The 26,282-nt window shown below is 42.6% G+C and carries 21 protein-coding genes and 1 pseudogene; 10 read left to right on the plus strand and 12 right to left on the minus strand.

The features are described from left to right. Window positions 1-133: 133 nt before the first annotated feature. Both QR722_RS06545 and QR722_RS06550 read right to left on the minus strand, forming a co-directional pair. Entirely contained in the window at window positions 134-898 is a 765-nt protein-coding gene (locus QR722_RS06545) for a hypothetical protein (protein WP_286286411.1), read from the minus strand. 66 nt (window positions 899-964) lie between these two features. Continuing rightward, window positions 965-1,102, minus strand: coding sequence for a hypothetical protein (locus QR722_RS06550; RefSeq protein ID WP_286286412.1), 138 nt, complete (start codon window positions 1,100-1,102; stop codon window positions 965-967). 296 nt (window positions 1,103-1,398) lie between these two features. Here QR722_RS06550 and QR722_RS06555 point away from each other — a divergent pair, with 296 nt between their 5' ends. Together QR722_RS06555 and QR722_RS06560 are read left to right on the plus strand one after the other, a co-directional pair. After that, window positions 1,399-1,737, plus strand: coding sequence for a P-II family nitrogen regulator (locus QR722_RS06555; protein ID WP_286286413.1), 339 nt, complete (start codon window positions 1,399-1,401; stop codon window positions 1,735-1,737). Between the two features lie 41 nt (window positions 1,738-1,778). After that, window positions 1,779-2,987 carry an ammonium transporter gene (locus QR722_RS06560; protein ID WP_286286415.1) on the plus strand — a complete coding sequence of 403 codons (1,209 nt, stop codon included), beginning with the start codon at window positions 1,779-1,781 and terminating at the stop codon, window positions 2,985-2,987. A 141-nt stretch (window positions 2,988-3,128) separates the two neighbouring features. Here the strand turns inward: QR722_RS06560 and QR722_RS06565 are convergent. The 3 genes and pseudogenes from QR722_RS06565 to QR722_RS06575 form a co-directional block, all read right to left on the minus strand. Beyond that, window positions 3,129-3,772 (minus strand): annotated as a pseudogene (locus QR722_RS06565) (RpiB/LacA/LacB family sugar-phosphate isomerase). Between the two features lie 325 nt (window positions 3,773-4,097). Then, on the minus strand, window positions 4,098-4,727 hold the full coding sequence (locus tag QR722_RS06570) for a hypothetical protein (protein WP_286286417.1): 630 nt from the start codon (window positions 4,725-4,727) through the stop codon (window positions 4,098-4,100). A 290-nt stretch (window positions 4,728-5,017) separates the two neighbouring features. Beyond that, window positions 5,018-7,150, minus strand: a complete 2,133-nt coding sequence (locus tag QR722_RS06575) for a TonB-dependent siderophore receptor (protein ID WP_286286419.1) — start codon at window positions 7,148-7,150, stop codon at window positions 5,018-5,020. 473 nt (window positions 7,151-7,623) lie between these two features. On the opposite strand from QR722_RS06575, the gene QR722_RS06580 reads away from it, so the two are divergent. After that, window positions 7,624-9,261 carry a Na/Pi cotransporter family protein gene (locus QR722_RS06580; RefSeq protein WP_286286420.1) on the plus strand — a complete coding sequence of 546 codons (1,638 nt, stop codon included), beginning with the start codon at window positions 7,624-7,626 and terminating at the stop codon, window positions 9,259-9,261. Between the two features lie 148 nt (window positions 9,262-9,409). Beyond that, window positions 9,410-10,813, plus strand: coding sequence for an MBL fold metallo-hydrolase RNA specificity domain-containing protein (locus QR722_RS06585; RefSeq protein ID WP_286286422.1), 1,404 nt, complete (start codon window positions 9,410-9,412; stop codon window positions 10,811-10,813). A 91-nt stretch (window positions 10,814-10,904) separates the two neighbouring features. On the opposite strand, the gene QR722_RS06590 is transcribed toward QR722_RS06585, so the two are convergent. The 4 genes from QR722_RS06590 to QR722_RS06605 form a co-directional block, all read right to left on the minus strand. Continuing rightward, window positions 10,905-12,026: a zinc-binding dehydrogenase gene (locus tag QR722_RS06590; protein WP_286286424.1), complete on the minus strand. Its 1,122-nt coding sequence runs from the start codon at window positions 12,024-12,026 to the stop codon at window positions 10,905-10,907. A 148-nt stretch (window positions 12,027-12,174) separates the two neighbouring features. Then, on the minus strand, window positions 12,175-14,286 hold the full coding sequence (locus QR722_RS06595) for a diguanylate cyclase (protein ID WP_286286426.1): 2,112 nt from the start codon (window positions 14,284-14,286) through the stop codon (window positions 12,175-12,177). A 148-nt stretch (window positions 14,287-14,434) separates the two neighbouring features. Beyond that, complete coding sequence (locus tag QR722_RS06600) at window positions 14,435-15,397, minus strand: endonuclease/exonuclease/phosphatase family protein (protein WP_286286428.1); 963 nt, start codon at window positions 15,395-15,397, stop codon at window positions 14,435-14,437. A gap of 87 nt (window positions 15,398-15,484) precedes the next feature. Next, window positions 15,485-15,643 (minus strand): YqaE/Pmp3 family membrane protein, encoded by a 159-nt coding sequence (locus tag QR722_RS06605; RefSeq protein WP_286286430.1) that lies wholly within the window; start codon window positions 15,641-15,643, stop codon window positions 15,485-15,487. Window positions 15,644-16,054: 411 nt separating this feature from the next. Here QR722_RS06605 and QR722_RS06610 point away from each other — a divergent pair, with 411 nt between their 5' ends. Continuing rightward, entirely contained in the window at window positions 16,055-17,080 is a 1,026-nt protein-coding gene (locus tag QR722_RS06610; RefSeq protein WP_286286432.1) for a LacI family DNA-binding transcriptional regulator, read from the plus strand. A gap of 95 nt (window positions 17,081-17,175) precedes the next feature. Here QR722_RS06610 and QR722_RS06615 read toward each other — a convergent pair whose 3' ends face one another. The 3 genes from QR722_RS06615 to proB all read right to left on the minus strand — a co-directional run bounded on the left by QR722_RS06615 (window position 17,176) and on the right by proB (window position 21,365). Then, window positions 17,176-18,666: a tryptophan halogenase family protein gene (locus tag QR722_RS06615; RefSeq protein WP_286286434.1), complete on the minus strand. Its 1,491-nt coding sequence runs from the start codon at window positions 18,664-18,666 to the stop codon at window positions 17,176-17,178. Between the two features lie 348 nt (window positions 18,667-19,014). Further along, the gene (locus tag QR722_RS06620; RefSeq protein ID WP_286286436.1) at window positions 19,015-20,262 is read right to left on the minus strand and encodes a glutamate-5-semialdehyde dehydrogenase; all 1,248 of its coding nucleotides are present in this window, start codon (window positions 20,260-20,262) and stop codon (window positions 19,015-19,017) included. Then, entirely contained in the window at window positions 20,259-21,365 is a 1,107-nt protein-coding gene (gene proB, locus QR722_RS06625) for a glutamate 5-kinase (RefSeq protein WP_286286438.1), read from the minus strand. Before proB ends, QR722_RS06620 begins: the two co-directional genes overlap by 4 nt. 441 nt (window positions 21,366-21,806) lie before the next feature. Between proB and QR722_RS06630 the strand changes: the two genes are divergently transcribed. The 5 genes from QR722_RS06630 to QR722_RS06650 all read left to right on the plus strand — a co-directional run bounded on the left by QR722_RS06630 (window position 21,807) and on the right by QR722_RS06650 (window position 26,265). Then, window positions 21,807-22,289: a MarR family winged helix-turn-helix transcriptional regulator gene (locus QR722_RS06630; protein WP_286286440.1), complete on the plus strand. Its 483-nt coding sequence runs from the start codon at window positions 21,807-21,809 to the stop codon at window positions 22,287-22,289. 353 nt (window positions 22,290-22,642) lie between these two features. Beyond that, window positions 22,643-23,263, plus strand: coding sequence for a TetR/AcrR family transcriptional regulator (locus tag QR722_RS06635; protein WP_286286442.1), 621 nt, complete (start codon window positions 22,643-22,645; stop codon window positions 23,261-23,263). Further along, complete coding sequence (locus tag QR722_RS06640; protein ID WP_286286444.1) at window positions 23,260-24,219, plus strand: HlyD family secretion protein; 960 nt, start codon at window positions 23,260-23,262, stop codon at window positions 24,217-24,219. Before QR722_RS06635 ends, QR722_RS06640 begins: the two co-directional genes overlap by 4 nt. After that, entirely contained in the window at window positions 24,212-25,138 is a 927-nt protein-coding gene (locus QR722_RS06645) for an ABC transporter ATP-binding protein (protein WP_286286447.1), read from the plus strand. Before QR722_RS06640 ends, QR722_RS06645 begins: the two co-directional genes overlap by 8 nt. After that, window positions 25,138-26,265 carry an ABC transporter permease gene (locus QR722_RS06650; RefSeq protein WP_286286449.1) on the plus strand — a complete coding sequence of 376 codons (1,128 nt, stop codon included), beginning with the start codon at window positions 25,138-25,140 and terminating at the stop codon, window positions 26,263-26,265. Before QR722_RS06645 ends, QR722_RS06650 begins: the two co-directional genes overlap by 1 nt. Window positions 26,266-26,282 lie beyond the last annotated feature (17 nt).

Genomic DNA, 26,282 nt, shown 5'->3' on the forward strand with positions numbered 1-26,282 from the left:
CTATTAAATCAGATTTGGGGCAAGGCTGACGGGGACCTATGCGCGAAATATAGTCTTTGAAGCTAAATAATCTACACTTAGATTGTTTAGGTTATGTGCTTTGAGTAAGTGCCTAACTGGCTTATGCAGTCGCTTATTGAGTGTGCTTAATCAGGGTAAGTTTAAATCCGTTAATCACCATACCAAACTGACTGCGAGTTCCCACCACGGTAATTTTCCCCTTTTCGGACAAACTATTTCGCTGACTCTCAGTCAAACATAAATCGCCGTCTGCTAGTTCGTCAGTTTCAATAATTTCTACCCGATGACGGCAGTGCTTTCGGCCACTTCGCTTTCGGTAATCCATATCATAGCGCACTTCTTGTTGTACCGAGACCATGTGCAAATATAGAGGTAGAGACTTATTGATAAACAGCCAACTCATTAGTAAAAATAAAAAAGGCATAACCACGACGGCGAGTTTGCCGCGCCAATTTGTTCCTAGACGTCGCATCAATTTTGAGTCTTTTTTCAGACATGTGAACCACATTACCACAAGAATGGATGCCAGCATCCAAATCACTCCTGAGGAATATGCTGTCCAACTTTTGGTTGTCATAAACTCATAAAACATAGCAGGTAAAGCTGAAAATGTCATAAACAAAAACGACCCTATGATAATGCGGGTCATTAAAAGTTGTTCAGACCATTTTGGTTTTGACGCAGAAGCTGATACCTGATCATAACGGCTTTTAGGCGCTATCTTTTGCTCTTTCAATTTCTTGGAGATCATCGCTTTTGCCGCTAAATGGCGTTCAGGATATTGTGCTAGATCGATATTGACCAAAACGTCTTCAAGTTCTTCAATTGTGCATCGAGAATAGTCCGGGGAATTGTTGCTTATATTTCCTATATCCAAATCCTTGGTTTAATGCTGTCGAGTGGTTATCGATATTTGTCGCGCAGATTAATACCATCATCTGCTTTATACAATAGAAAGCTTATCAGACTTATTGTTAGAAATGATGTTGGTTCTGCACCATTCGAACAGAAAATCCCAACCGTCTTTAACACGTACCAAGAAGCCATTATCGGATGAATTGTGTTCGTCTATATCTGGCATCTTGATATTACCTCATTAAATTTCACAGCCCTGTTGGTTCGATTTAATCGATGAATGGCTAATCGCCCATTATATTTGAGGCAGATATAAAAAACTCCACTAGGTGCCAAAAAGCTCTATCATGTCGCCTTTGTTAAGCATCTGCCTACTCGCCACCTTTATTGTTAACTTATTGTTACTTGGGTAATTTGTTATTTCATTTCGGTCTACACTTAAGCCTGCATTCAAGGCATTTGCAATGTATCATTTTGGTAAATCAAACATCATTAACTTCACTTTAGCCATCGGGTAACAGCATGAAAAAAATAGAAGCTATAATAAAACCGTTCAAATTGGACGATGTCAGGCTAGCACTGACTGAGATAGGGATCACGGGTTTAACAGTCACAGAAGTGAAAGGCTATGGTCGTCAAAAGGGCCACAAGGAAACTTATCGCGGTGCTGAATATAATGTGGAGTTTTTACCGAAAGTGAAACTTGAAATCGTGCTAGCCGATGAACAAGTAGAGCGTTGCATTGAAGCTATTATGGAACAGGCCGGTACTGGCAAGATAGGCGACGGTAAAATTTTCGTAATGAATGTAGAGCAAGCCATTAGAATTCGCACTGGTGAATTAAATAATGAAGCCATTTAGACTGGTTAACTCTAACTTTAAACCCCTAATTGAGATTGAATATGCAAGATATAAATAGTGCAGTAGAGACGCTGATCCAAAGCTCTAACACCTATTTTCTTTTAATGGGTGCCATCATGGTCTTTGCCATGCACGCTGGGTTTGCGTTTCTGGAAGTCGGTACGGTGCGAAGTAAAAACCAAGTCAATGCCTTGGTGAAAATAATTACAGACTTTGCGGTGTCATGTTTAGCTTACTTTTTCATTGGTTACTGGATTGCCTACGACACCACATTTTTCGGTAACGCGGAAACGTTAACTGCAAACAATGGTTACGAATTAGTCAAATTCTTCTTTTTGGTAACCTTTGCCGCAGCTATTCCAGCTATCGTGTCTGGAGGGATTGCAGAGCGCGGCAAGTTTTACCCATTTTTGCTGGCCTCAGGGTTAATTGTCGCTTTTGTATATCCCTTTTTTGAGGGGATTGTTTGGAATGGTAATTATGGTTTGCAAGCTTGGCTTGAACAGACTACAGGCGCGGCGTTTCACGATTTTGCTGGCTCCGTGGTTGTACACGGAGTAGGGGGCTGGTTAGCCTTCGTCGGGGTGTATTTCTTAGGACTGCGCAAAGGGAGAACGTCCGGTGGTAAGTTAGTTGCTTTTGCACCCTCGAATATTCCGTTTCTAGCCTTAGGAACCTGGGTTTTGTGTATTGGCTGGTTTGGATTTAATGTTATGTCTGCACAAAGTATGGACAGTATTAGTGGGCTGGTGGCAGTCAATTCATTGATGGCCATGGTGGGTGGCATTATTGCAGCATTAGTGTTCGGCAAGAATGACCCTGGATTTATCCACAATGGGCCCTTAGCAGGCTTAGTGGCAGTGTGTGCAGGGTCAGACATCATGCATCCGATAGGATCATTGGTGGTGGGTGTGATTGCAGGAGGCTTGTTTGTATTTTTGTTCACTATGCTACAACGAACTCGTAAAATTGATGATGTATTAGGGGTGTGGCCATTGCACGGAATCTGCGGGGCGTGGGGAGGTATTGCAGCCGGTATCTTCGGTAGTCAATCCTTAGGCGGTTTAGGTGGCGTTTCCCTTACTGCACAGGTCATTGGAACCCTAGCAGGTATCGCTGTTGCGCTTATCGGTGGCGGAATTGTCTATGGGCTTATTCATAAAATATCAGGTTTGCGCTTGAGTGAAGAAGATGAGTTTGTTGGAGCCGATCTGGCTATCCATAAAATCGGCTCAATGAACCACGACTAAGCAATTGATGTGGCTGCGATCTATTCGGCTCGCAGCGAGACAGTGATGCGGCTATATTTGTTCACTGTCACTAGTTGTGGGGTTTCTAATTAACGACAGCCGAGTACCTGTATTTGTTGGCTGTCGTTGGATAATTTATTGTTAATTTAAAAGGGATTTAACATACGCCGTTAACTCAGCATCCTGACTGTGTTCAAACAAGCAAGCCTGAAAACGTTCTCCTCCTACAGCTGTGCTAACCAGCTCTTGATCGAGGGCTTTTAAGCCCTCCATGAACGGCTTGGCCAGCGCATTTTTAACACCATCAAGGATGGTGGCATTAGCGACTTGAGAGTCCCTGCGCTCCGCGGGATAGCCCAAGCCTTTTTCTCCGCTGAATGCTTTTTCAAAAATATAACGAATATTAAGCTCTGCGCCCCAGCCAAAGCCTTTGGCGAAAGGCAGGGCTAAAGCATTACCATTATTGATCTGTGCAAATAAATAAGCATCTGCAGGGTCTATGCAGCATCCACATGCGACTCCAGGATGGGCATTTAAAGACATCAGTGCACCTTGACCGGTTCCACAACCTGCGATCACAAAATCGACCGCTTTAGAATTTAATAATATAGCGGCGCAAATGCCCAAATGCCCAAATGAATATAGGTAAGGCGGTGATCGTTATCATCACTCATACCTACATTAAATACATGGTGACCGAGTCCACCGGCAACCTCGTTTAATTCAGCCAGAACAGTGGCGTTCTTTGATGCTTGGCTAAATTCGTTCATAAGCGCGATTTTCATTGCTGTTGATCCTTACTTTTTACATTTTATCAGATGGTTAGGTTATTCAACCCTTCATACTGGCAGCTATCAACAAAAATAAACTGACCTAGGATTGGAGTTGACTCTGCGTATTAGTCCTGTGTAACTAAAGAGATTGCAGATGAAGTGACAACTTAACAGTAAGGTAAATTTTGACATCTTTGCCCTTTGAGCGGTATAGATTTAACCGTTAATGTTTAAGTTTGAATATTTTTACAGAAAAACCGCTGTTAATTGCTCAATAGCTATCCTTTTTAAGCAAGTGCGCCAGCGTGAAAGTCGATTTGTAGGCATGTGTTTAACTTCACTTTCGACTGCTGTTTTCTGAGTATTGTTCGATCAATTTTTGACTATGCCCTTGTGAGCCAAAGGTCACGCCCTTGCTAGATAAAAAAATACTATTGGGTTCAGTAACCACCTTTCGAGCATCTTGCAGAAAGTTGATGAGGGTATCCTCTGGCATGTCTTCCGATTGAAAGCTAGCAGCTTGCTGTTTAGCCGCGGCCCATTCCATAAATTGAGATAATTTTGACGTTTGTTCTAACAGACTTGTCAGACGCTGATCTTTGGCTAAGTAGCCTTGAAGCTCTGGCTGGCTTTGGGTATCTACCTGCAAGCCATCCTCTGCTATTGTGATTCTAATAGGTTGCTGTAGGTCAAACCGGCTCTGCAAGCTTGATACTTGTTGTTCGAGTCGCTGCAAATTAAATTGTAAGTAATGTTCGACGGTATTTACGTCGAGATCAATTTGACCTTTTTCAATACGTTTTAATGTGTCATCAAATTCATTTCGTTGCAGGCCGGTTTCAAACGCAGATAAACCACTGCTTATATTTTTTGACTGGTTTTTACCTATGGTTTCCAGAGTTGATGCTGATTTATCAGAATCGTAAATATAATCAAATAGACTGGTCTGGGAAGGATTGATTTGCATAACTATTAGACTGTGGGTGAAGGTAGCTTACGTTAGATACAGCAATAAACAGGCCAGTTAGCTTGATTGTCAGCAAATACAATGGGTGCAATAGACAGGGCTAGCAGAAGCTAATATGTGAGAGTATCAACGGAGCCAAAAGTGGCAATTTACTGCCTCTAGGATGCTTAAATAATAAGTAACAGCGGCATTTTTGTAGCAAAGGCAGTGATAGCGGTAATTATGGGGGGCTTTTTTGACTGGAAATACCGTGGCGCAGAGTTAACTCTGCGCCACGGTATTAGGGGGGGTTACATCTTAATCGTTAAGCTGGCGCTATAATTAGCTGGAGCACCATAGTAACCTTGAGCCCAGTATAGGCTGGTAAGGTATTTTTCATCCATCACGTTGTTAGCATTAATCGTTAATGAAACATGCTTATTATACTCGTACCTTGCCATCAAACTGACCACGCTATAAGCGTCTTGCGTGGTAACAATAGTTTGTCCTGCCTTAGTAAAGCCTTCGGCCACGACCCCTTGAACACGGGAGATGTCGTTCTGCCAACGCATATTCACACCAAGGCTAAGTCCCTCGACTTGAGCAACTTTATAACTCGCGCCTAACTTTAACATTTGGCTAGGGGTATAATTCGCAACCAATTCATTGCCGTCGATAGTGAAATCAGTGTAGCCCATACTAACCTGTAAGCCTGGATACAGTTGGCCAGCAATGTCGATTTCAAAGCCATCACTGCTGATGCCTTGGGCACCCATATAACGTTGGTCATCAATAGGGCGGTCTAATGTAGCCGGGTCGAGCACGGCCAAATTTTTCTGAAGTACATCAAAGTATGCAAAGCTAGCAATAAGTTTGCCGTCGAATAGTTCGCCTTTAACGCCAACTTCCTGGCTTTCTCCGGTAACAGGCGCTAGAAAGTTATTGTTAATATCCCGCTCCGTTTGAGAAACAAAAGTTTCGGTGTAACTTGCATAGGCTGACAAATTAGGCAGAACCTTGTAAACCAAGCCAACATAGGGAATGAACTGAGATTCATCGGCATATTCGTCGATGCCATATGAAATCCCTTCGACATCCCAATAATTATAACGGCCTCCTGTGATAAGGTGGAGCTCATCAGCCAAATTAAAGCGTGCTGTGAAATAAACAGCTTTTTGGGTTTCGGTAACATCGCTCCCGGTTTTACCATCAGCAAAGTTCATTTGCGCCGTTTTACCGTCCCATTCGTCTAAATCTGGTATGCTAGGAAAACCATTTGCATAGTCATACAAAGAGATATCTTGGTAACTCATTTTCGCGTAATTAGCCCCAAATACTAGTTGGTGATCACGTTCGAATAGCTCGAAATCACCGTTAACATAAATGTCGAACAAATCATGTTTATCATCAAGATCATATTCACTGGCATAGCCAGTCAAACCTAGGCCAGTTTCTTTGTTAGGGGTACCGAAAACATAAAATAGTTCGGTGTCTTCATCGGTGGTTTTATGGGTGTAGGTAGCTTTTAGGCGCCAGTCGCTAGTGAAATAATGACTAATCTCAGCCACTGTATTGTTATTTATAATGTGCCAATTAGACCAATCAGCTGAGGTATTCGTTGAAGCATCAAACTGGGTCGCACTGCCATCAGTATAAAAAAGCGGGAGCGCACCCCAACTGTTACCCGTTGAAGTCGTATTTAAAAAGGTATGACTGAGTGAAAAGGTTGTGTCGTCAGATAATTTGGCTTCAATAAAGCCGTATACAACATTTTTGTCGGTTTGGTAACGATCCAAGTAAGAGTCCTTGAATTCTTTGACTGCCACAAACCGGCCGCTTACCTTATCTGTTATCGGTGTAGAAAGATCAATCTCGATTCGTGAGTTGTTCCAAGAACCTCTAGTGCCATTTATGAGTAATTGAGTGTCAGCGGTGGGGCGCTTGCGGATGAAGTTTATGGTGGCTGAAGGATTACCTACGCCGGTCATTAACCCATTTGCACCGCGGATAACTTCGACTCGATCATAGATAGCGGTGTCTTCATTAGCATGATTATTACCGTTGGTTAGAGGCAATCCAATCCCATCCACTTGAAAGTTGGTAATATCAAACCCACGAGCCGTGTAATAAGTACGATCCGTTTCTATGCGCTCAACATTCACACCCGTTGCACTCTCTAGTGCTTCATTTATCCCCGTGAGTTGGAAATCTTGCATCTGGGCACTTGTGATCACTGAAACTGATTGGGGAATATCAGCAATAGATAGATCCAGATGGGATGCACCACTTGCATCATGAGCTGCATAGCCTTTGATATAAGAGCCTTGAACTTCTACAACCTCGATCTCTGCCTCATTACTTTTGGATTGTGCTATGGCAGGGTTAGCTGAATTTAATCCAAGTAAAACAGAGAAGCAGAGGAAGCCTAATTTATGTTGATTCATGTATCGTTATGCCTTCATTGTGGATCTAAGGGTGAGTATTAAATTATTTGTTAGCGCTATTTTAACCAAAATATATGATAACGCAAACGATAATTATTATCATTTGCATGTAGTTATTGGCTGCACGAAATATGTGCTGCTGGCTGATTGTTATCAAGGTAAATATTCAACATTAAGATGTAGATAAATCTCGAATTTTGTGACTCTTGAGGGCAATGAAAAAGCGGGAAGCTTTGATTCTCAGCAGCCTAACTAAAGGCGGGATCTAGCCTATGTGCGAAATCCTCAGTAACCTAAGGTTGCCTGATTCTGTAGCAACACACCCTTAGGTATATTTGATAAAAATTGATTTAAATCATACTGATAATTTATTTAAGGACTAAACTAGGCAAATAGGTGCAGGAACTTATCTACTACTAAGACTGCACATTTTTGATTGAATTGGATCTGTTATTTGTCTGGGGGTTAATACTGTGGAAATACTGCAAGTCGTCATGGCAGGTTTGACCGCAATCATTCTGTTTGTCTTTGGATTGGAAAATTTCTCTAAAGAAATTGAGCGTATTTCCGGTGAACATTTCCGTAAGTCTTTAAGTGCAGCGACAAAAATACCTATTATGAGTGTCATAATAGGTGCGTTGGTAACAATGGTTATCCAGTCGAGTTCAGCCACATCTGTCATCACTATTAGCTTAGTTAACGCAGGGGTTCTGTCGTTTAAAAACAGTGTCGGAATTATTTTCGGCAGTAATATCGGTACCACAATCACCGCCCAGTTAGTGGCGTTTAAATTAACTAATTTCGCGCCGTTTTTGATTTTGCTGGGATTCGTCGTGACCATATTGCGCAATAGGGTGTCGATTTTTGGTAAAGCCATTTTCTATTTTGGATTCGTATTTTTTAGTTTGAATTTGATTTCAACTACCCTACAGCCGTTACAACAAAATGAAGCCTTAATTTCAATTTTAACCCAACCGCAAAATCCGCTCTATGCAATCGCCTTTGGGTGTATTTTTACCGCTATAGTCCAGTCAAGCTCGGTGACGACTGGTCTTGCGATTATATTCACTCAACAAGGATTAATTGGCCTTGAAAATGCTGTTCCGTTAATTTTAGGGGCAAACATAGGTACCACCGCCACCGCCTTTATTGCGGTGTTTAGTATGGATATTGCTGCCAAAAAAGCGGCTCTGAGTCATTTTTTATTCAATGTTGGTGGCGTATTATTATTTTTACCAGCCCTTTATTTATATGGTGATAGGCTATCTGAATTTACTGAATCACCTGCCATCGCGTTGGCTAATATTCATTTAGTCTTCAATATAGTGGCCAGTTTAGTTTTTACCATTTTCATTGGCCCTTTTACCCGATTTGTCGATTACTTACTCGGTGAAGGGAAAATGGATTTCGAACGGCTGGAACTGCCAATATTAGAGGACGAAGATAATTTTATATCAGTCAAGGAAAAGCTTGAGGATGGCTCAGATCGTTTATTCTATTTTCTGCAAGAAAACTACAATGCAGTGACCCTCAGTGTCGAAACTAATTTTCAGGGCATATATGATGCAGCCGATAAACGCATCCAATATATCGATTTTTTGAAAAAGGAATATTTGCACTTTTTTGCCAAGGCAGTTTCACTGATAAAAGAAAAAGATGAGTCAAAAGCACTAATAAAAATCATTAATCAATTTGATTATCTGTTCCAAATTCACGATTCAATTAAAGATCTCTTTGAATCTAAGCGGGTGATGAAGGAGCAATATATCGAGTTGAAGAGTGATTTACTCATGCTCACTCGCGGACTCTCGATGCAAACAATAGAGTACTTTAACGAAATCACTACTGCCAAACTCAGTCGCGAGCGAAATCACATTAAAGCCCACGCAAAAGAGCTTCAGCATGAAATTGATTCTGCCAATCGTTCTTTGTTACTTCTGATGATTGACCCCTCCAGAGCAGATGCTGGTGCGTTGACAAATTTCATAACTTATTCACAGCGGCTTAAGGACAAGTTGACCAACTACTCCTACTTGTATTTAGATATGCACGCTGAGCAACATGTGACCGATGAGGATGATGATAAGCTTGCTCCACAGCCTGCAGTTTAGGACGCAAAAACGGCATTTATTGCAGTCTAGGAGGTCATAAAGAAAGGGAAAGTTTGATCTAAAACAAGATGTTATTTGCAGGTTCGCCTATTCTCTATTTAGCTAAGATAAACACAGTGGGTGTTTATTAATATGGAAGGTAGTTTATATGGCGATTGTCTATTTCTGGGGAGCGGCCCAGGAAGTTACGGGTTCATGTCATCTGGTTGAGTCTGCCGAATTTGGCAAGGTGTTGTTGGATTGTGGCATGCATCAAGGCGGAAATTCGATGGACCGCATTGGAGATGCAGACTTTGAATTTAGCCCCACCTCACTAGATGCGGTCATTCTTTCCCACGCACATTTAGACCACAGTGGTATGCTGCCTAGACTGGTGCATGATGGCTACAGCGGGCCAATTTACTGTAGTTTAGAAACCGCAGATCTATTAGAGGTGATGTTGAAGGATTCAGTAGGCATCTACATGAGTGATTTAGAACGGGAAAATCGCCGTCGTGCTCGCAAAGATAAGCCGCCACTTGAACCTGAGTATACTGAACAAGATGTTCTGCAGACATTGCAGCAATGTGTGGCCTATCCCTATAAAAAGCCGTTCAATTTAACCGACAAATCATCAGTATGCTTTCATGACGCGGGCCATATTTTGGGTTCAGCTATTGTTGAATTGACGTTTGAAGAGCGCGGAGAGAACAAGAAGTTGGTTTTCTCCGGAGACTTGGGCAACAAAAGTGCGGTACTGATGAAAGAGCCAAGTATCCTCACTAAAGCTGATGTAGTGCTAATGGAAGGCACATACGGTGATCGCAATCATAAATCTCTAGATGATACGGTATCTCAACTAAAAACAATCTTACAAGAAACTGAAGCCCGAGGCGGCAATATCATGATCCCAGCGTTTGCGGTTGGGCGAACCCAAGAAATTTTGTTCTACTTGGGCTGTTTGCACCAAGAAGGTTTATTAAAAAATTGGCAAATCATTTTGGATAGCCCTATGGCGATAGAGGTGACCCGAGTTTATGATAAATGGTTTAGTGCTCTGGATAAGAACGAAATCGCGCAAGCTAGTCCTAACGCTCACTCGATTTTAAAGGACTTTATTCCACGGTTATTTTTGTCTGTCACACCGCAAGATTCGATGTCGGTGAATAAGATAAGTAAAGGCGCTCTGATTATAGCTGGCAGTGGTATGTGTACCGGTGGACGGATCCGTCATCATTTCAAACAACGGATTTGGGATGCCCGCAATGCCATCATATTCTGTGGGTTTCAGGCCAAGGGCACCTTGGGGCGCTTATTAGTTGATGGATTACATCATCTCAAGTTATTTGGTGAAGATTATGTGGTTAAGGCACAAATAGAGACATTGGGTGGTTTTTCTGCCCACGCCGGACAAGCAGAACTCATTGAATGGATCAGCAATTTTGAAAACTCCCCAAAGGTCGTATTGGTGCATGGTGAGGCAAAAGCGCTTGAGACATTGGCTCAAAAGTTATGGGAAGATAAACAAATCCGAGCCACTATTCCTGCCAAAGGTGAGAGTTTGGTATTTTAACTAAATGACTCGTTGAAGAATGCAAGGAGATTCAATCTCTAGGGAAGCACTGCCTAATACCTCAGGCAGTGCTGCAATTGGCTTTAATCGCTTATTTTTTAGTTGGGTTAATTAGATATTTTTCGCCGGTTTTCTTTGCATTGTATTGCATCATCAGCGCTGGGGTAATGGCTTGTTCGAAGCTAAGCTCGTCAGTAAATTCGCTGGCAAAAGTGGTTTTAATCTCATCAGCCACTTTTTTATGTAATTGGCCTACGCGCTCTGGGCTTAATTTTGCTAAGAAACGCATTAGCAACCAACCGCCTACGGACCAGGTCATCCCAAATGCACGGTTTAATACCGTAGGTGAGAAGTCTAATCCGCCATAAATGTAAACCTGCTTGTTAGTTAGTGAACCATAGGTATTAAACCCTTTCGCATCTTTACTGCCGACTTGTTCCATAGCCGTGAGAATATCGCTCGCCAACTCACCACCGCCTATAGCATCAAAGGCTAAGGTGGCACCGGTTTCTTCAATGGCTTTATACAAGTCAGCTTTATAAGTGTCACTCGATGAATCTATCACATACTTAGCACCCAACTTTTTAAGCATATCAACTTGCTGTTGTTTTCGGACGATATTCACAAGGGGGACATTTTCAGCGATACAAATTTTATTCAACATAGTACCCAAACTTGAAGCAGCAGCCGTGTGGACTAGGGCTGTGTGGCCTTCTAAACGCATGGTTTCCACCATTCCTAAAGCGGTCAATGGGTTTACAAATGATGAGGCGGCATCTTTAGCAACTGTTCCTTCATTATGCACAATACAAGCTTGCAAAGGCACGCAGCAGTACTGTGCGTATGTGGCGCCGGATAAAACACCCACGGTTTTTCCAATTAGCGCCTGCGCAGCCGCACTTTCTCCTGCTGCTACAACGGTTCCAGCACCTTCATTGCCAATAGGCAGTGTCTGATCTAAGCGCGATTTAATCCTAGGCAGCATACTTGGGTGGACTGGTGCCGTGGTGGTTTGAGCTTCGCTATCGTGCTTTGCTTCACGCAGATCAGCAGGACCAAACATTGGCCACATATCCGATGGATTAATCGGGGCGGCCTCAATTTTGACTATCACTTCATGGGGTTTGGGGCTTGGAATGTCAACGGTTTTTAGTGAAAGCTCGAGGACACCCTCTGACGTAATCTGGGTAAACAATTGCTGTGAATTATTCATATTATCGGTTTCTCATGTAGGGTTATTAGTCGGCTTGTGGCCGCAAGAAATGAATGAGTAGAAAAGTAACACGCTCATATACAACTGACGAGTAATTTGAAATGTTAGTTGATCATAATTGTTATCAATTATGCTCAACTAACTCAAGTCACTTAAAAGACCTTTTAAGGACTACCTTTTTATCATTCTGCCAGTTCAAAATCTTTTCTGGGGTCATCACTTCCAGAGGAACAGTTGACTCCTGAACTTTATCTATGCCAACCCAACCATTACGTCCTGCACTTTTAACCATATATAGACAGGCATCAGCAATAGAAATTAAGGTGTTCCACTTTGGCGCTATGCTGTTATCTGCATAGAGTGGGTAACATGCATAGCCGACAGAACAGCTAGTACTATATTCAGCACCATTAGGTAGTTGGAAGGGCGTTTGAGCAACATGATCCACTACCCGTTGGGCAAGCACTGGCGCATCATCACGGTTAATAAACCTTGCGACTGCTACGAACTCCTCACCACCCCACCTAGTCAAATAATCTGATTGACGGAATACTTGGGCTAATCGTTGAGTTAATTGGATTAATACGGCGTCCCCCGCGACATGCCCATGTATATCGTTTATCGACTTGAATCTGTCCATATCAATCATGAACACAACAATATCGGCGTGGACTGGTTTATCGGTTTTCCCTGCCAACCAATCTTGATGAAGGCGTAAACTCTGCTCGAGATCTGCATCAATCTGATTTTCCAAGTAGCGCCGATTATGAATACCGGTAAGCTGGTCAGTTAAGCTGATAGTCTCCATCTCTTGATAAGCAATTTGCAGTTCAATGTTCTTCTGTTTTAGCTCCTGGGTGCGTTGCTCAACTTGCTCGCCTAATCTTTTATTTAGTTTTATCTGAACTCGGCGACTATACAATAAAAATAACAGCAGAAAACTCGCAATAACCGCCAAAATCCATAGATTTCTGCTCAGATTTTGCTGCTCGATATTGGCCTTTTGTAACGCAGTTTCTTTTTTCAATAATTCAATTTGCTGTGCCCGACGGATGAATTCCGTTTGAGCCTGCAGGTTAGCAATATTTCCTATTCGCTTAGTATTGAGTATTTCTTCGCTAATGTGCTTTTCTCGTTGTAAGGATTCAAATGCTTGTTTATAAGCCTCATTTTTAACGTGCACTTTAACTCTAAGTGCCTCAAATTCAGCTTCTTTTTGACGTTCATGATTTGCTCGCGCTTGCTGTAAACCCATATCAATCTGATCGGCTGCGGTCTGGCTGTTATCTTGTAAATAAGCCAGCTCAGCAGATACGTAATAGGCGTCTGCCAGTAGACTATTGTACTGCTGTGTTTGGGCGCGCAGTATGACGCCATCGATAATGTCACGGGCTAGGTCAAAATTGCCTAATTTCATTTCAAGTTCAGCCAAAGAGGACAAAGCCCAGTCTGTGTCCCGAGGAGCCGATATTTGTTTAAATCCACTTAGCGCTTGATTTATGTGTAATCGTGCATTGTCAAAATCGCCCAGCACCATATATAAGTAGCCAATTTTATGGTGGCTGTAGGCTAAATTTTTGAGGTTTCCTGTAACACTATCTATTTTCAGTGCATCTTGAAAATAAACCAACGCTAGCTCCCTGTCTCCCATCACTCTGCGCAGATCCCCAAGGTTATATAATGCACTGGCGATTCCTTGTTGATCGCCCAATTCGTAATGGATTTCCAAGGCTTTTTGGTGTGCTTGTGCAGCTGCTTCATACTGGCCAAGCTTTTCTAATACTAGGCCAATACTGTTATGGGTACTGCTAATGGCAGACTTATTATCCATTTGCTGGTATATCTGCATTGCTAAATAAATATATTCTAAAGCCTGGGGATAGTTTGCTTGGTAGCGATAAGTTAATCCCAATTGTCGATAAGCGTTGGCCAAACCATTTTGGTTATCCAGATCTTGATAAGCACTTATTGCAGCATTTAAATGATCCTGTGCTTGCTGGTAACGGTTCCGCTCCATAGCATTTCTAGCAAGTTGATAATTAGCGTCTGCAATAGCGTTTAGGTCATTAGACTGGTGGGCGTATTGGTTGAGTCTGGCTGCAAGTTCATCCGCTAGGGACATATCTCCTTTATTTCTAGCCGCTGCTATCTGCTGCAGTAAAATATCTGACGGTTGATCTAATCCTTGAGCTTGGATCGGTAGGCACAATAGCATTGCATAGACTAGCGCGCAGCCTGTGATGACGTTGAAATTAAACACAAGAATAAGGCTTCCTTACATCAGCTAACTATAGTTTCAACAATCCAATTACATAACTTAATCGGTTGCAATAATATCTATTGCGTTACTGTTGATAGACTTTAGCAGTTTATCGCTAATCTACCTACTATGCTTTTGATTGCGAATATCACTTGAGGGATAGCTTAGAATATAGCGGAAAATGGTCGCTGCCGATATTAGGTAACCGTTTGATTTGCGTGAGTTCGAATTCATCACTATGGAAAATATGATCCAGCGGCCAGCGGCAAAATCTGTAGTCAGCATGGAACGTATTAAATATACCTCTGCCTATTCGAGGATCCAACAAACCACTGGTTTTACGAAATTCTCGGGTGCTGGGGGACCAAGCGACATCATTCAGATCACCGGTCACAATAATAGGGCCAGATTGTGTTCGGATCTCATTAGCCACTTGCATTAATTCATGGTCCCGCTGCTCGGCGCTTTCATTTTCTGTGGGGCTAGGAGGGGCAGGGTGCAGGAAATAAGCTTTGATGTGCTTTGAATCGTTAATCACAATAGAGCATGTAATCGAGGGCACGCCTTGCTCTACACGTTCCTTTAGTTCCACATCATTCAAAATACGCTTGCTGTATAAATGCATACCGTAAAGATTGTCCAAGGGTGATGCCACGCGGTACGGGTAACGTTCATGCAATATAGACAGCTTGTCTTGCCACCATGAATTGGTTTCCAGTGTCACTAAAATATCCGGCTCTAGCTGAATCACCAAATCAATTAATTTACCCGTGTCTTTATTACTCATCAACACATTGGCGGTAATAATACTAATATGTTCATCTGGATTGGCGGCGGAGCTTTGAACTTGTTTTCGCCATAAAGCAGTGTATGGCAATATCCAAATTAGATGATACACCAAGCAACAGCCGCTAATGCCAAGACACACCCACATAGATATTGTGTTGCTATCTACAAATACAATTACCGCTAGGGTATTGATCAGTAACAGCCCGCTGATTTGCACTCTGGGGAATTCCCATACTCTAGCAATCCAGTGGTCGGTCGGCGCCAAAGGAAGAGCGGTGATCAAAAGAAGTAGTCCTGTCGTGTAAATGTGCCAGTTTTCCACAGCAATCCCTTAGGTCATTGGTCGATCAAAATGGTTACACGAATCAGGCGACCGCCATTACTCGCCTGATGCGTGTAATATTTACAATTAGCGTTTCGCTATTATCCAAACCGCGTGAATGATCCCAGGGATGTAACCTAGTAGGGTCAGCAAGATGTTCAACCAAAATGCACCACCTAAACCCACTTGCAAAAATACGCCCAGCGGCGGCAAGAGTATAGCGAATATGATTCTAATGATATCCATAATTGTTCCTTTATCAATGATTGTCTGAATGCCCAAGCATCTATATCAGGCAGTTTTGAGGTCTAAAAAATTATCTAACATAGGCAACTAAGCAAATCCCATTCCAAGATAAATTATTTTTTGTTGTTTATTCACACTTCCAAAATTGAATGGTGGGATGCCGATACCTGAACCTAATTGAACTCAGGATTTGTCTAATCAGGTATCGAAAATTTTTGGGTTAAATATAGCGTGCTAACTTAATCGGTTTAGCTAATGAACGCCGCCTGAGCTAATTCATGTTTTTTTAACAAAAAATGAGTTATTATTTAACCTCAGATAAATAACAAATGCTTTCTTTTGAGCCTTTGGTGAATACCCGCAGGTTTTGAACAGACTGATTTCAACTAGCCGGAAGTAAACTGAAATACTATGAAGAAGCCTAAACTGACCCTCAAGGACGTCGCGCTGAAATTAGGCGTGTCAACTGCTACAATTTCCAACGCATACAATCGACCAGATCAGTTGTCAGCACTCAAGCGTACAGAAATTTTGGCTGCCTGCAAAAGTATAGGATATGAAGGTCCGAATAAAGCTGCGCAAATTTTACGCAAAGGCCGGTCTAATATTGTCGCCTTGGTGTTAGCCGATAGCATTGAATATAGTGTCAACGATCCCGTCGCCAACACCTTTATCACTGGTGTGGCTAACATATTAAAAGAGCAGAAAAAACACATGCTGCTGTATGCAGGGGATTCTGAGTCGGTACGTGATGTGGTTGACTTCGTAGATGGTTTTATTTGTTATGGCGCGCCCAGAAATCCGAACCTTGCAGACGTGCTGAATCGGCAGAACAAACCCGTTGTAACGGTTGATTTTAATCTTCCCGATCGTCCTTCGGTAAATATTGACAACGAGCAAGCGTCATATGAAATTGCTCGTTTGGCCCTCAAACCCAATGATCGGGTGGCAATTCTTGGTCTGAGGTTAATCGATTCCCCCAGTGTCTGCCGAATTTATGATACGCCCTTACTGGACGTGGAGCACTGTATTGCTCACCGGCGATTGAATGGCTATCTCAGAGCCCTGAAAGAAGCAGGGATAACAATCGGCAATGACTTAATTTGGAATATTCCTGAAAGTGAAGGTAAGTTTGCAATACAGGCTGCTAAGGAAGTATTGAATAGTCATCCCCGACCGAATATTATTTTGTGTATGAGCGACATTATTGCATTAGAATTATTGCAATGTGCGATGTCAATGGGACTAGATGTTCCGAATCAATTGCGAATAACCGGGTTTGATGGGATTGCAGAAGCTGCTCGGACGCGGCCATATTTGACAACTGTGTGTCAATCTAGTGCAGAAAAAGGCAAAGTGGCAGCGATTACCTTACTTAATGATACCAGTGAATCTAGTATTTTGCCCTATGAGCTAAAGCAGGGAGAAACCGTTTGAGCTGCTAAATAAGGTAAGCAGCTTGGTCCTTTGTACCCACAGTTAGCTTCATTAATTGCTCAAGCTGTCCCTAGTTAGCAGTTGGTTAAGAGGTTTTAGCGGCCGATATACCGATCTAAGAATTCGTCATGAGGTAACATTTTGTCCAAGGGTTGCTGTTTGGCTGAAAGTAATTTGTGCATTGCATCCAGCAGCGCAGCATCTCCATGGACCGCCGCTGCTGGATGGTGATCTTGTGGTTTTGCCCCTTGCCCAAGCATCACTTGCAACCATGATGCGTCGCGGAAAATATCATTTTTATCATTAAAAATAGCTGCCGAATGATTAAATAAGTCAATTTTGTGCTGCAGGCGTGAAGGGATGGTCATACTGCGCATATCTTTCCAGAATTCTGAATCATTCCGCTCATTCATGTGATAGTGCAAAATGATGAAATCCCTGATCGTCTCAAATTCTTCCTGGGAGTCTGCATTATAAAAATCGATAGTATGTTGTGATATCCCCTGATTAGGAAAGATTTTTAACAGACGCACTATGCCTGATTGAATCAGATGTATGCTAGTTGATTCCAATGGCTCTAAAAAGCCACTAGATAAGCCAATTGCGACCACGTTCTTATGCCACTGTTTAACAGTACGGCCAGTTTCGAATTTGATTTGTCGCGGCTCGTCTAAGGCTTTACTATCTAAATTGCCCATTAATGTCTTGTAGGCATCATCATCAGATAAATAATCATTGCTGTAAACAATACCATTGCCGTTTCTATGGGTTAATGGAATACGCCATTGCCAGCCTGCTGAATGGGCAATACTTCGAGTAAAAGGGGACGTGTGTTCAAAGCGCTCTGTGGGCACGGCGAGCGCCCGGTTGGCCGGTAGAAAATGGTTCCAAGGTTCGAACTCTACTCCTAAGGTTTGCTTGATCAGCACGCCGCGTAAGCCCGTGCAATCGATAAATAGATCACCTTCGATTTGCTCGCCACTTTTTAGTTGTAGGCCTTGGATAAACCCAGATTCAGCATCGGTTTTAACCTGTTCAATGATCCCTTCGGTGCGAATAACGCCACTTTTTTCTGCCAGTTTTCGCAGATACCTACCGTAAAGTCCAGAGTCAAAATGATAGGCATAAGGTAATTCGTAAATTGGGTTGGGTGTATTGATTTTATTGAATTTTCCTTGTTTGCAACACAAGTAATTCAAATCGAAATCCCATAAAGACGCTTGCATGCCGGCTTTTTTAGCTTGTAACCAATAGTGTTGAAAACTACAAAAACCTAGATTGGCACCTGGCGCGCCAAAAGTGTGAAAATAACTCTCATTTTGAACACGCCAGTTTTCAAACTTGATGGCAAGTTTAATGGTGCCATTGGTTTCTCGTAAAAATTCTTTTTCATCAAGGCCCAGGTACTGATTAAAAATTTGGATAGGCGGAATGGTCGCTTCGCCTACACCAAGGATCCCAATTTCTTCTGATTCTATAAGTTGTATTTCGACTTGTTGCTGCAATACTTTGCGCAACAGTGCTGCGGTCATCCAACCTGCTGTTCCGCCTCCAGCTATTACGATTTTCCTTACTGGGGTGTGCATTTCGATTTACCTTCGTTTCTGGGTCTTTTCAGACTGTAAAATCTCTGTGTTTGATTGTAAAAAAAAAAACCTCAAAAGTCTCGAAACTTAAGAGGTTAACACTATATAACGGGAGTCATTTAGTTGTTCGAAAAGGTGTCACATTGATTAACTTTTTAGGCACGCAGAGGACCCGATAAGCTCTTTATCAGAGTGTTGCATTGCTGTTAATGGTATTTAACAATTGTTTATCAAGCAAGCTTTTTCTTAAATGATTAAGAGCAGTTTGAAGAGTATAGGGAAGACTGCTTTGGCTAGGCAAAAAAAGAGAAGGCTACTAGCCTTCTCTTGTGGATGGGCTGAGTCAGGCTATGCTCTAATCTGCCCTGTACCTGTGACCAAATATTTTTCTGTGGTCAAGGATTCAAGGCCCATAGGCCCATAGGCATGCAATTTGGTTGTAGCAATGCCAATCTCTGCTCCGAGTCCTAGCTGACTGCCATCAGAGAACCGCGAGGAAGCATTTACCATCACAACAGAGGCGTCAACACTGCGTTGGAATAGTTTGGCGGTGACGTCGTTTTGTGTACAGATCACTTCGGTGTGATGACTGCCGTAACGAGCGATGTGCTGAAACGCTTCAGTGGTAGTGTTAACTACCTTAATGGCGATTTCCAAATCAAGGTATTCTTCACCGAAGTCACTCTCATCGAGCACAGTGAAGTTTTCAAAGTAAGCTTCTGCTTTGGCGCAGCCATTGACTTTTACATTTTTCAGCTCAAAGGCTTCTGCGACCATAGGCAAAAACTCTGCAGCAATATCCTGGTGCACTATCAAGCCTTCTAATGCATTACATACGCCGGTCCTTTGGGTCTTACCATTTAGCAGAATATTCAACGCTGCTTGAAGATCAGCATCTTTGTCTACATACAGATGGCACACCCCTTTAAAATGTTGAATTACTGGAACCTTACTGTTGTTAGTAACATAATTGATTAGCCCTTCGCCACCGCGGGGAATAATCACATCTATATAGTCTTTTTGTTCCATCAACTCTTGAAGCAGCGCTCTGTCGGGATCAGGTACGACAGAGATTAATTCGATGGGTAAACCATGCTTTTGCAGCACATCTTGTAATATTTTTGCGATCACCTTGCTACTAGATAGGGCTTCCTTACCGCAACGTAATATAGCCGCGTTGCCCGACTTGAAGCACAGTGCGGCGGCATCTGCGGTGACATTGGGTCTTGCTTCATAGATCATGCAAACGACGCCAAGGGGGATGCGCATTTTACTGATTTCAATCCCATTAGGTCGTGTGCCTAAGTCTCGTAAGCGTCCAACCGGATCTGCCAATGAGGCGACAGTTTCAAGACCTTGTGCCATAGCTTCTATACCATCTACGTCTAGTGTCAAACGGTCCAACATGGCGTTAGGAAGGTTATTGATAGTGGCTTCTTGAACATCAGACGCATTGGCCCGCAGGATATGCACCGCTTGTTCGCGCAAAGCAGCAGCCATGTCAGCTAGTACGTTGTTTTTTGTATCTTCATCTAGTGTTAATAATGTTTGGGCTGCTGTTGCAGCACCTTTGCAAAGGTTACTAATTAAACTCATTGTTCCTCCAATAAGGCGATATTCTTATCTGAAATGATCGGGCCGGTCCGGTGCTGAAGGGCATTAGCAAATTTTTTGTCATTTTGACCGGCAATAAAGCTAAGCAAACAACTGCTGTAGTTGGATTTGGCCTTAGCCAGTTTAGTACCGTCATCTTTGCGGACCAAAATGGTGTCTCCAACAGAAAAGTTACCATTCACAGCCAGTATTTCTTCACTGGTCAATTCTTTACTTTGCGCATCTAGAGGGCTGTCAAAACTATCTCCCACTACCACTTCTCCTTCTGCGCTGGAGGTGTGAGTCATCCAATGCAAGTGCTCTTGCATTGGCGTTTCGTGGGGCTTGAAATGGGTGCCTGGATTCTTCCCTTGTAGCAGCATATTAAAGGGAAGCTCGGAGAAACCGTTGAGGATGAAGGTATCAATACCATGTGAAACAGCCTTTTCGGCTGCTTGTATTTTAGTTTTCATCCCGCCGGTTCCCACATCACTGGTGGCACTGCCCGCCATGGCGTAAATACTTTCATCTATGTTGGACACTAATGAAAGTAACTTAGCATCATCATGGGTGTGAGGGTTTTTATCGTATAAACCATCAACGTCCGAACAAATTAACAACACATCTGCATCTGCTGCAGAGGCTATCATGGCGGATAAATTATCGTTATCACCCACCTTCAACTTGTCTGTTGTTACCGTATCATTTTCATTCAAAATCGGCAGGATACCATTGTCTAGTAAGGTGAAAATGGTGTCCTTTATACTCACGTAACGCTCACGATCCCTGAGGTCACCGTGGGTTAATAAAATTTGTGCGGTCGGGAAGTCGAATAACTTATCCCAAGTGGACATCATTTCAGTTTGTCCAGCGGCTGCCATAGCTTTCTTGGTAGCAATATTTGATTTCGTGTCGTTGGGGAAAAGGTGAGCGCCGGCTGCTACTGAGCCTGAAGACACTAATACGACATCGATGCCCATTGAACGGACCCTAACAATAAACTGAGCAATACTCAGTAAGTAATGGCTGCTGCACCCGCTATTGTTCGGTGCAATTAGTGCACTTCCCACTTTTATAACGATGCGCTTCCAATTTCGAGACTGCATTTTATGCTCCTGCATAGTGAAAAAAATTGTTGCTGCAAAGAATGCGAAGTCCGATAGCTGCCAGTTAAATTTGGCAAAGCTACGGATAAGTAAAACAGCGAGTTGAGCCTAACCTGTAGACCAGATGGATTTTTCTAAACCGTTTTACCTTTCGCATCAGAACTGTTTACAGCACTAATTATTAGAGTTCTATCTATATTATGCCCAGATAGATCGAGTTCGATCAAGTTTAATCTAGATATAAACCTATGAAAATAGAACCGTTAACTGGTTCTTGTTCATTTTTGTTTACGTTATTATGATTTGTGTTCTATGTTATGTGAGTAATTTGTGAGTGATTTAGTTAGCGTGAACAGGTATATTGGCTGGCTAATCAAAGTGTGCTGGCAAGTTTGTTCTTGTTGTTAATCGCCGCCAATGTTGAATATGGGACATCCGGAAATGCAAAAGTACGAAGAGCTCCTTGTTTCCTTACGTAGAGTGATAAGAGCCATCGATTTATATTCGAAAAAGCTCAGTAAAGAAACTGGATTGACTAGCCCGCAGTTAATTGTCATGCGGGAAATATCAGCCTATGATGGAATTGCGGTGAAGGATATTGCCAGCAGTATTAACTTGAGCTCAGCGACAGTAACTAACATCTTAGATAGACTAGAGAGTCGCTCATATGTTGTTCGTGAGCGTTCAACCCAAGATAAGCGAAAAGTAGGCCTACATTTAACTGACTTAGGCTTCGAAGCTATTAAAGATGCGCCTAAACCGCTGCAAGATCACTTCGTGCAGCGCTTTGAACAGCTTGAAGAATGGGAGCAATCTCAAATGCTATCGACTATGCAGCGCATTGCAAAAATGATGGATGCAGATGAAATTGATGCTGCTCCACTCTTGCAGGTAGGTATCATTCAGCAGCAGAATTCAAATTAAGCTAGCAAGTTAAGTGATCTTAGCGTGTTAAACAGGCCCCGACAAGGCGCTAAAATACTTGCCACTTCGCGTCTTCAAAGCAGTGCTTAGCCCTGCTTTAATTCATTCTTACTCCACCTATTTATATAGCGATTCCTATCTCGGAATTTCTAATTGTCCCGATTCACGGATTAGTTATTGCCAAATAATCATCATCGAACAATGAGTTTTGGTGCCAGATTACTGCGGGTAAAATATGCCTTTAAATTATAATTCGTTGTTTGTTTTTTGCGCTCATATATTGACAAACTGCATATGCCCAACCAATATAAATAACTAACCAGTCAGTTATTTAGAGTCAAATATGAGCAGCTATGAAAAGAGCTGTTACCGACAAAGCAAAGGATAAACGCCGCGAGGATATCGTATTCGCAGCCTTAGATGAGTTCTATCTAAAAGGCTTTAGTGCTTCAAAGATGGAGGATATCGCACAACGAATAGGTGTATCCAAAGGGACCATTTACTTATACTCCAAATCCAAAGATGAACTTTTTGAGGCGGCGATTGAATCTATTGCCAAGCCTGTAATCCAGCTACTTCAACTTCGTTTAAGTAATGCGCAGACGGTTGAATCTGGGATCACTACATTGTGTGAATTAGCCACCCATATCGTGTTAAACACTCCAATGCCCAAACTAATTAAAGTCCTCATCAGTGATGCCTATGTGTTTCCTCATGTGGTCAGCCAATATCGAGATAAGATCATCGAGCCCGGTTTGGACGCCTTGGTTAATCTGCTAAAAACCGGCGTGAGAAATAATGAAATTTTAATCGACGATGCAGAAATTACGGCTCGTCTGATCATTGCTCCACTAATTTTTTCTATCATTTGGAGGGTTGTTTTTGAGCAAGTCAATAGCCCAGCGTTAGATGTGCCAGGCTTATTTGACCAACATCGGAAAATCCTTTTTAAAGCACTGGGAATACATGTATGAAATTTGCACAGCGCGTAAAATTTGGTGTTTGCAGTATAGTATTGTTGTTATTTGCATGCACACAAGAGCCCACTCATCACGGCACCACAGGCTATATAGAGATTCAACATTTTTACATTTCAGCACCTGAGTCGGGTTGGATCACTGAATTGAATTTAACTGAAGGTCAGGTCATCGAACTTGGTGACAGGGTTGCCACACTTGATCGGGATTATCAATTGCTCAATCAACAAGAGCTTGAAGTGCAATCTGCAAATGCCTTATCTCAACTGGAAAATTTACAGCAAGGTGCCAGAGCAGAAGAGATTGAGGTGTTAAAAAGTCAACTCAACGAAATGCAGCAAAATAGTCAGTTGGCGGAGGTCGAGTATGCTCGCTTAGTTAAGCTGTTAAATAAAGAGTTGGTCTCTCAAGCTGAAGTTGATAAAGCCAAATTTCATCAGCAAGGATTAAAATTCGCCGTGCAATCTGTTCAGGCGCAAATTGCAGCGGCTAGATTACCTGCTAGAGATAAGGTAATCGAGAGTGCCCAGCAGCAATTTCGGGCAAGTCAAATTGCATCTGAAAAAGCTAACTGGCAACTCCAACGGCGAAGCATCATCGCTCATAATCGGGGCACCGTTGAGCAAATATTTTATCGACAGGGTGAGTTTGTCAACCAAGGGCAACCGTTAATGTCTGTCGCCATAGTGAATAGTAAAAAAGTTCGCTTTTACGTCGCTCAAGAGCGTTTGAATCAAGTTAAAATTGGCAATATCGTTAAGGTTATAAGTGATGGCAGACCGGAAGGCGATACCGCTAAAATCAGTTATATCTCTAATCACACTGAATTTACCCCACCGGTACTCTATGGCAAGGGGGCTAGAGACTCGCTGGTGTTTTTAGTTGAAGCAAGCTTTGAGCGACCGGTCAATCTCAATCAGGGCCAACCCGTGGATGTATTGTTCAGTGACTGAATTAGTTATAGATGTTGAAGGCTTGGTCAAAGAATTTGACGGCAAGCGAGTGGTGAATGAAGTCGACCTAAGCATTCCCAAGGGCCAGGTATGGGGTTTTTTGGGTCCAAATGGCTCGGGTAAAACTACCACGATCCGGATGATTTGTGGCTTGTTAACTCCAACACAAGGGCAGGGTAAGTGTCTCGGGTTTGATATTGTCACTGAAGCTGAAAAGGTCAAAACACAAACTGGCTACATGACCCAAAAGTTTTCATTTTGGGAGGATTTAACCATCCGCGAGAACTTGCAATTTGTGGCACGCATCTACAATTTGTCAAACAAGCGTCAAGTGATTGATGCAACCCTTCAAAAGCTAGGATTACAAAATCGCCAGCACCAACTGGCTGGGGCATTATCAGGGGGATGGAAACAACGACTTGCCCTTGCTGCTGTGACTATGCATAAACCAAAACTACTGCTTCTTGATGAGCCTACCGCTGGTGTTGATCCGCAGGCCAGGAGAGAATTTTGGGACGAGATCCACTTTTTGTCCAATCAAGGTATTACCGTGTTGGTGTCAACCCATTATATGGATGAGGCAGAACGTTGTGATCAGATAGCGTATCTAGCCCATGGCAATCTTATCACCAAAGGCAGTGTTGCTGATGTCATTGCTCGTTCAAATTTAGTTACCTTTAGCGCGACCGGTGATAATTCGCGGCAGGCGTTAACGGAACTGAAAAAACAGCCTGCTATCGAAAATGCCGCTTATTTTGGTTCGGCATTGCACATCAGTGGTACAGATCAGGCCGGCATGGAAGCGATTACTCAGCATGCAAATTTTGACAAATTAAAATGGCAAAGAATTGAGCCTAACCTAGAAGATGTATTTATATCTTTAATGAAGAATACAGCATCTGATCAGCGGAAATTTTAATGAATAGCTTATATCGAATCTGGGCCATATTGAGTAAAGAATTAATCCAAATGCGCCGGGATAGAATGACCTTTGCAATGATGATTGGCGTACCTATTATGCAACTGGTGCTATTTGGATTCGCAATTAACAATGACCCAAAAAGTCTACCCACCGCGGTCTATTTAGAAGAAAACACCTCAATGACACGTGCCATCTTAGCTGGTTTTGAGGTGTCGGCCTATTTTGACGTCAATCAGCGAGTCTATAGTGCTGCCCAAGCCAACAGGTTACTTGCCAAGGGGGACGTCGCTTTTGTTATTCGAATTCCGCAGGGGTTTACCAAGCAACTAATCCGTGGCGAGAAGCCGCAACTACTGATTGAAGCAGATGCGTCAGATCCTGCCGCTGCGTCTAATGCGGTTTCAAATGCTAATAAGATTGTGTTGCAAGCCATATCTCATGATGTCACCGGACCCCTTTCATTCTTAACTTCAGTACCACCAAGTATTGAGGTTATAGTGCATCGAAAATATAACCCAGAAGGGATCACTCAATATAATATAGTGCCAGGTTTACTTGGGGTGATATTGACCATGACATCGGTAATGATTACTTCTATGGCTATGACCAGAGAGCGCGAAAAAGGTAATCTTGAGAATATCTTGGCGATGCCAACAAAACCACATGAAGTCATGCTTGGCAAAATCCTACCCTATGTACTGGTGGGGGTGGTGCAGAGCATTATTATACTGTTAGCAGCCAAATATTTGTTTACCGTGCCGTTTTTGGGCAGCCTGTTTAGTTTACTTTGGGCAGTGATTATTTTTATCGTGGCAAACCTGTGCCTAGGTTTTACTTTCTCAACTATTGCAACAACTCAGATGCAAGCGATGCAAGCGACTTTCTTCTTTTTTCTTCCTTCCCTTTTATTATCCGGATTTATGTTTCCATTCCGGGGCATGCCTGAATGGGCGCAGGGTATTGGTGAGGTATTGCCATTAACCCATTTTCTGCGAATTACCAGAGGTATCATGCTAAAGGGTAGTGATATAAGTGACCTATCTTATGATTTTTATGCGCTGTTTGGTTTTATTACCCTGGTGGGGGTGGTGGCAATTGCACGCTATCGAACTACTTTAGATTAATCGGATTATCTAGATGG

Origin of the sequence: Aliiglaciecola sp. LCG003, assembly GCF_030316135.1 — a bacterium.
In the GTDB taxonomy this organism is placed as follows: Bacteria; Pseudomonadota; Gammaproteobacteria; order Enterobacterales; family Alteromonadaceae; genus Aliiglaciecola.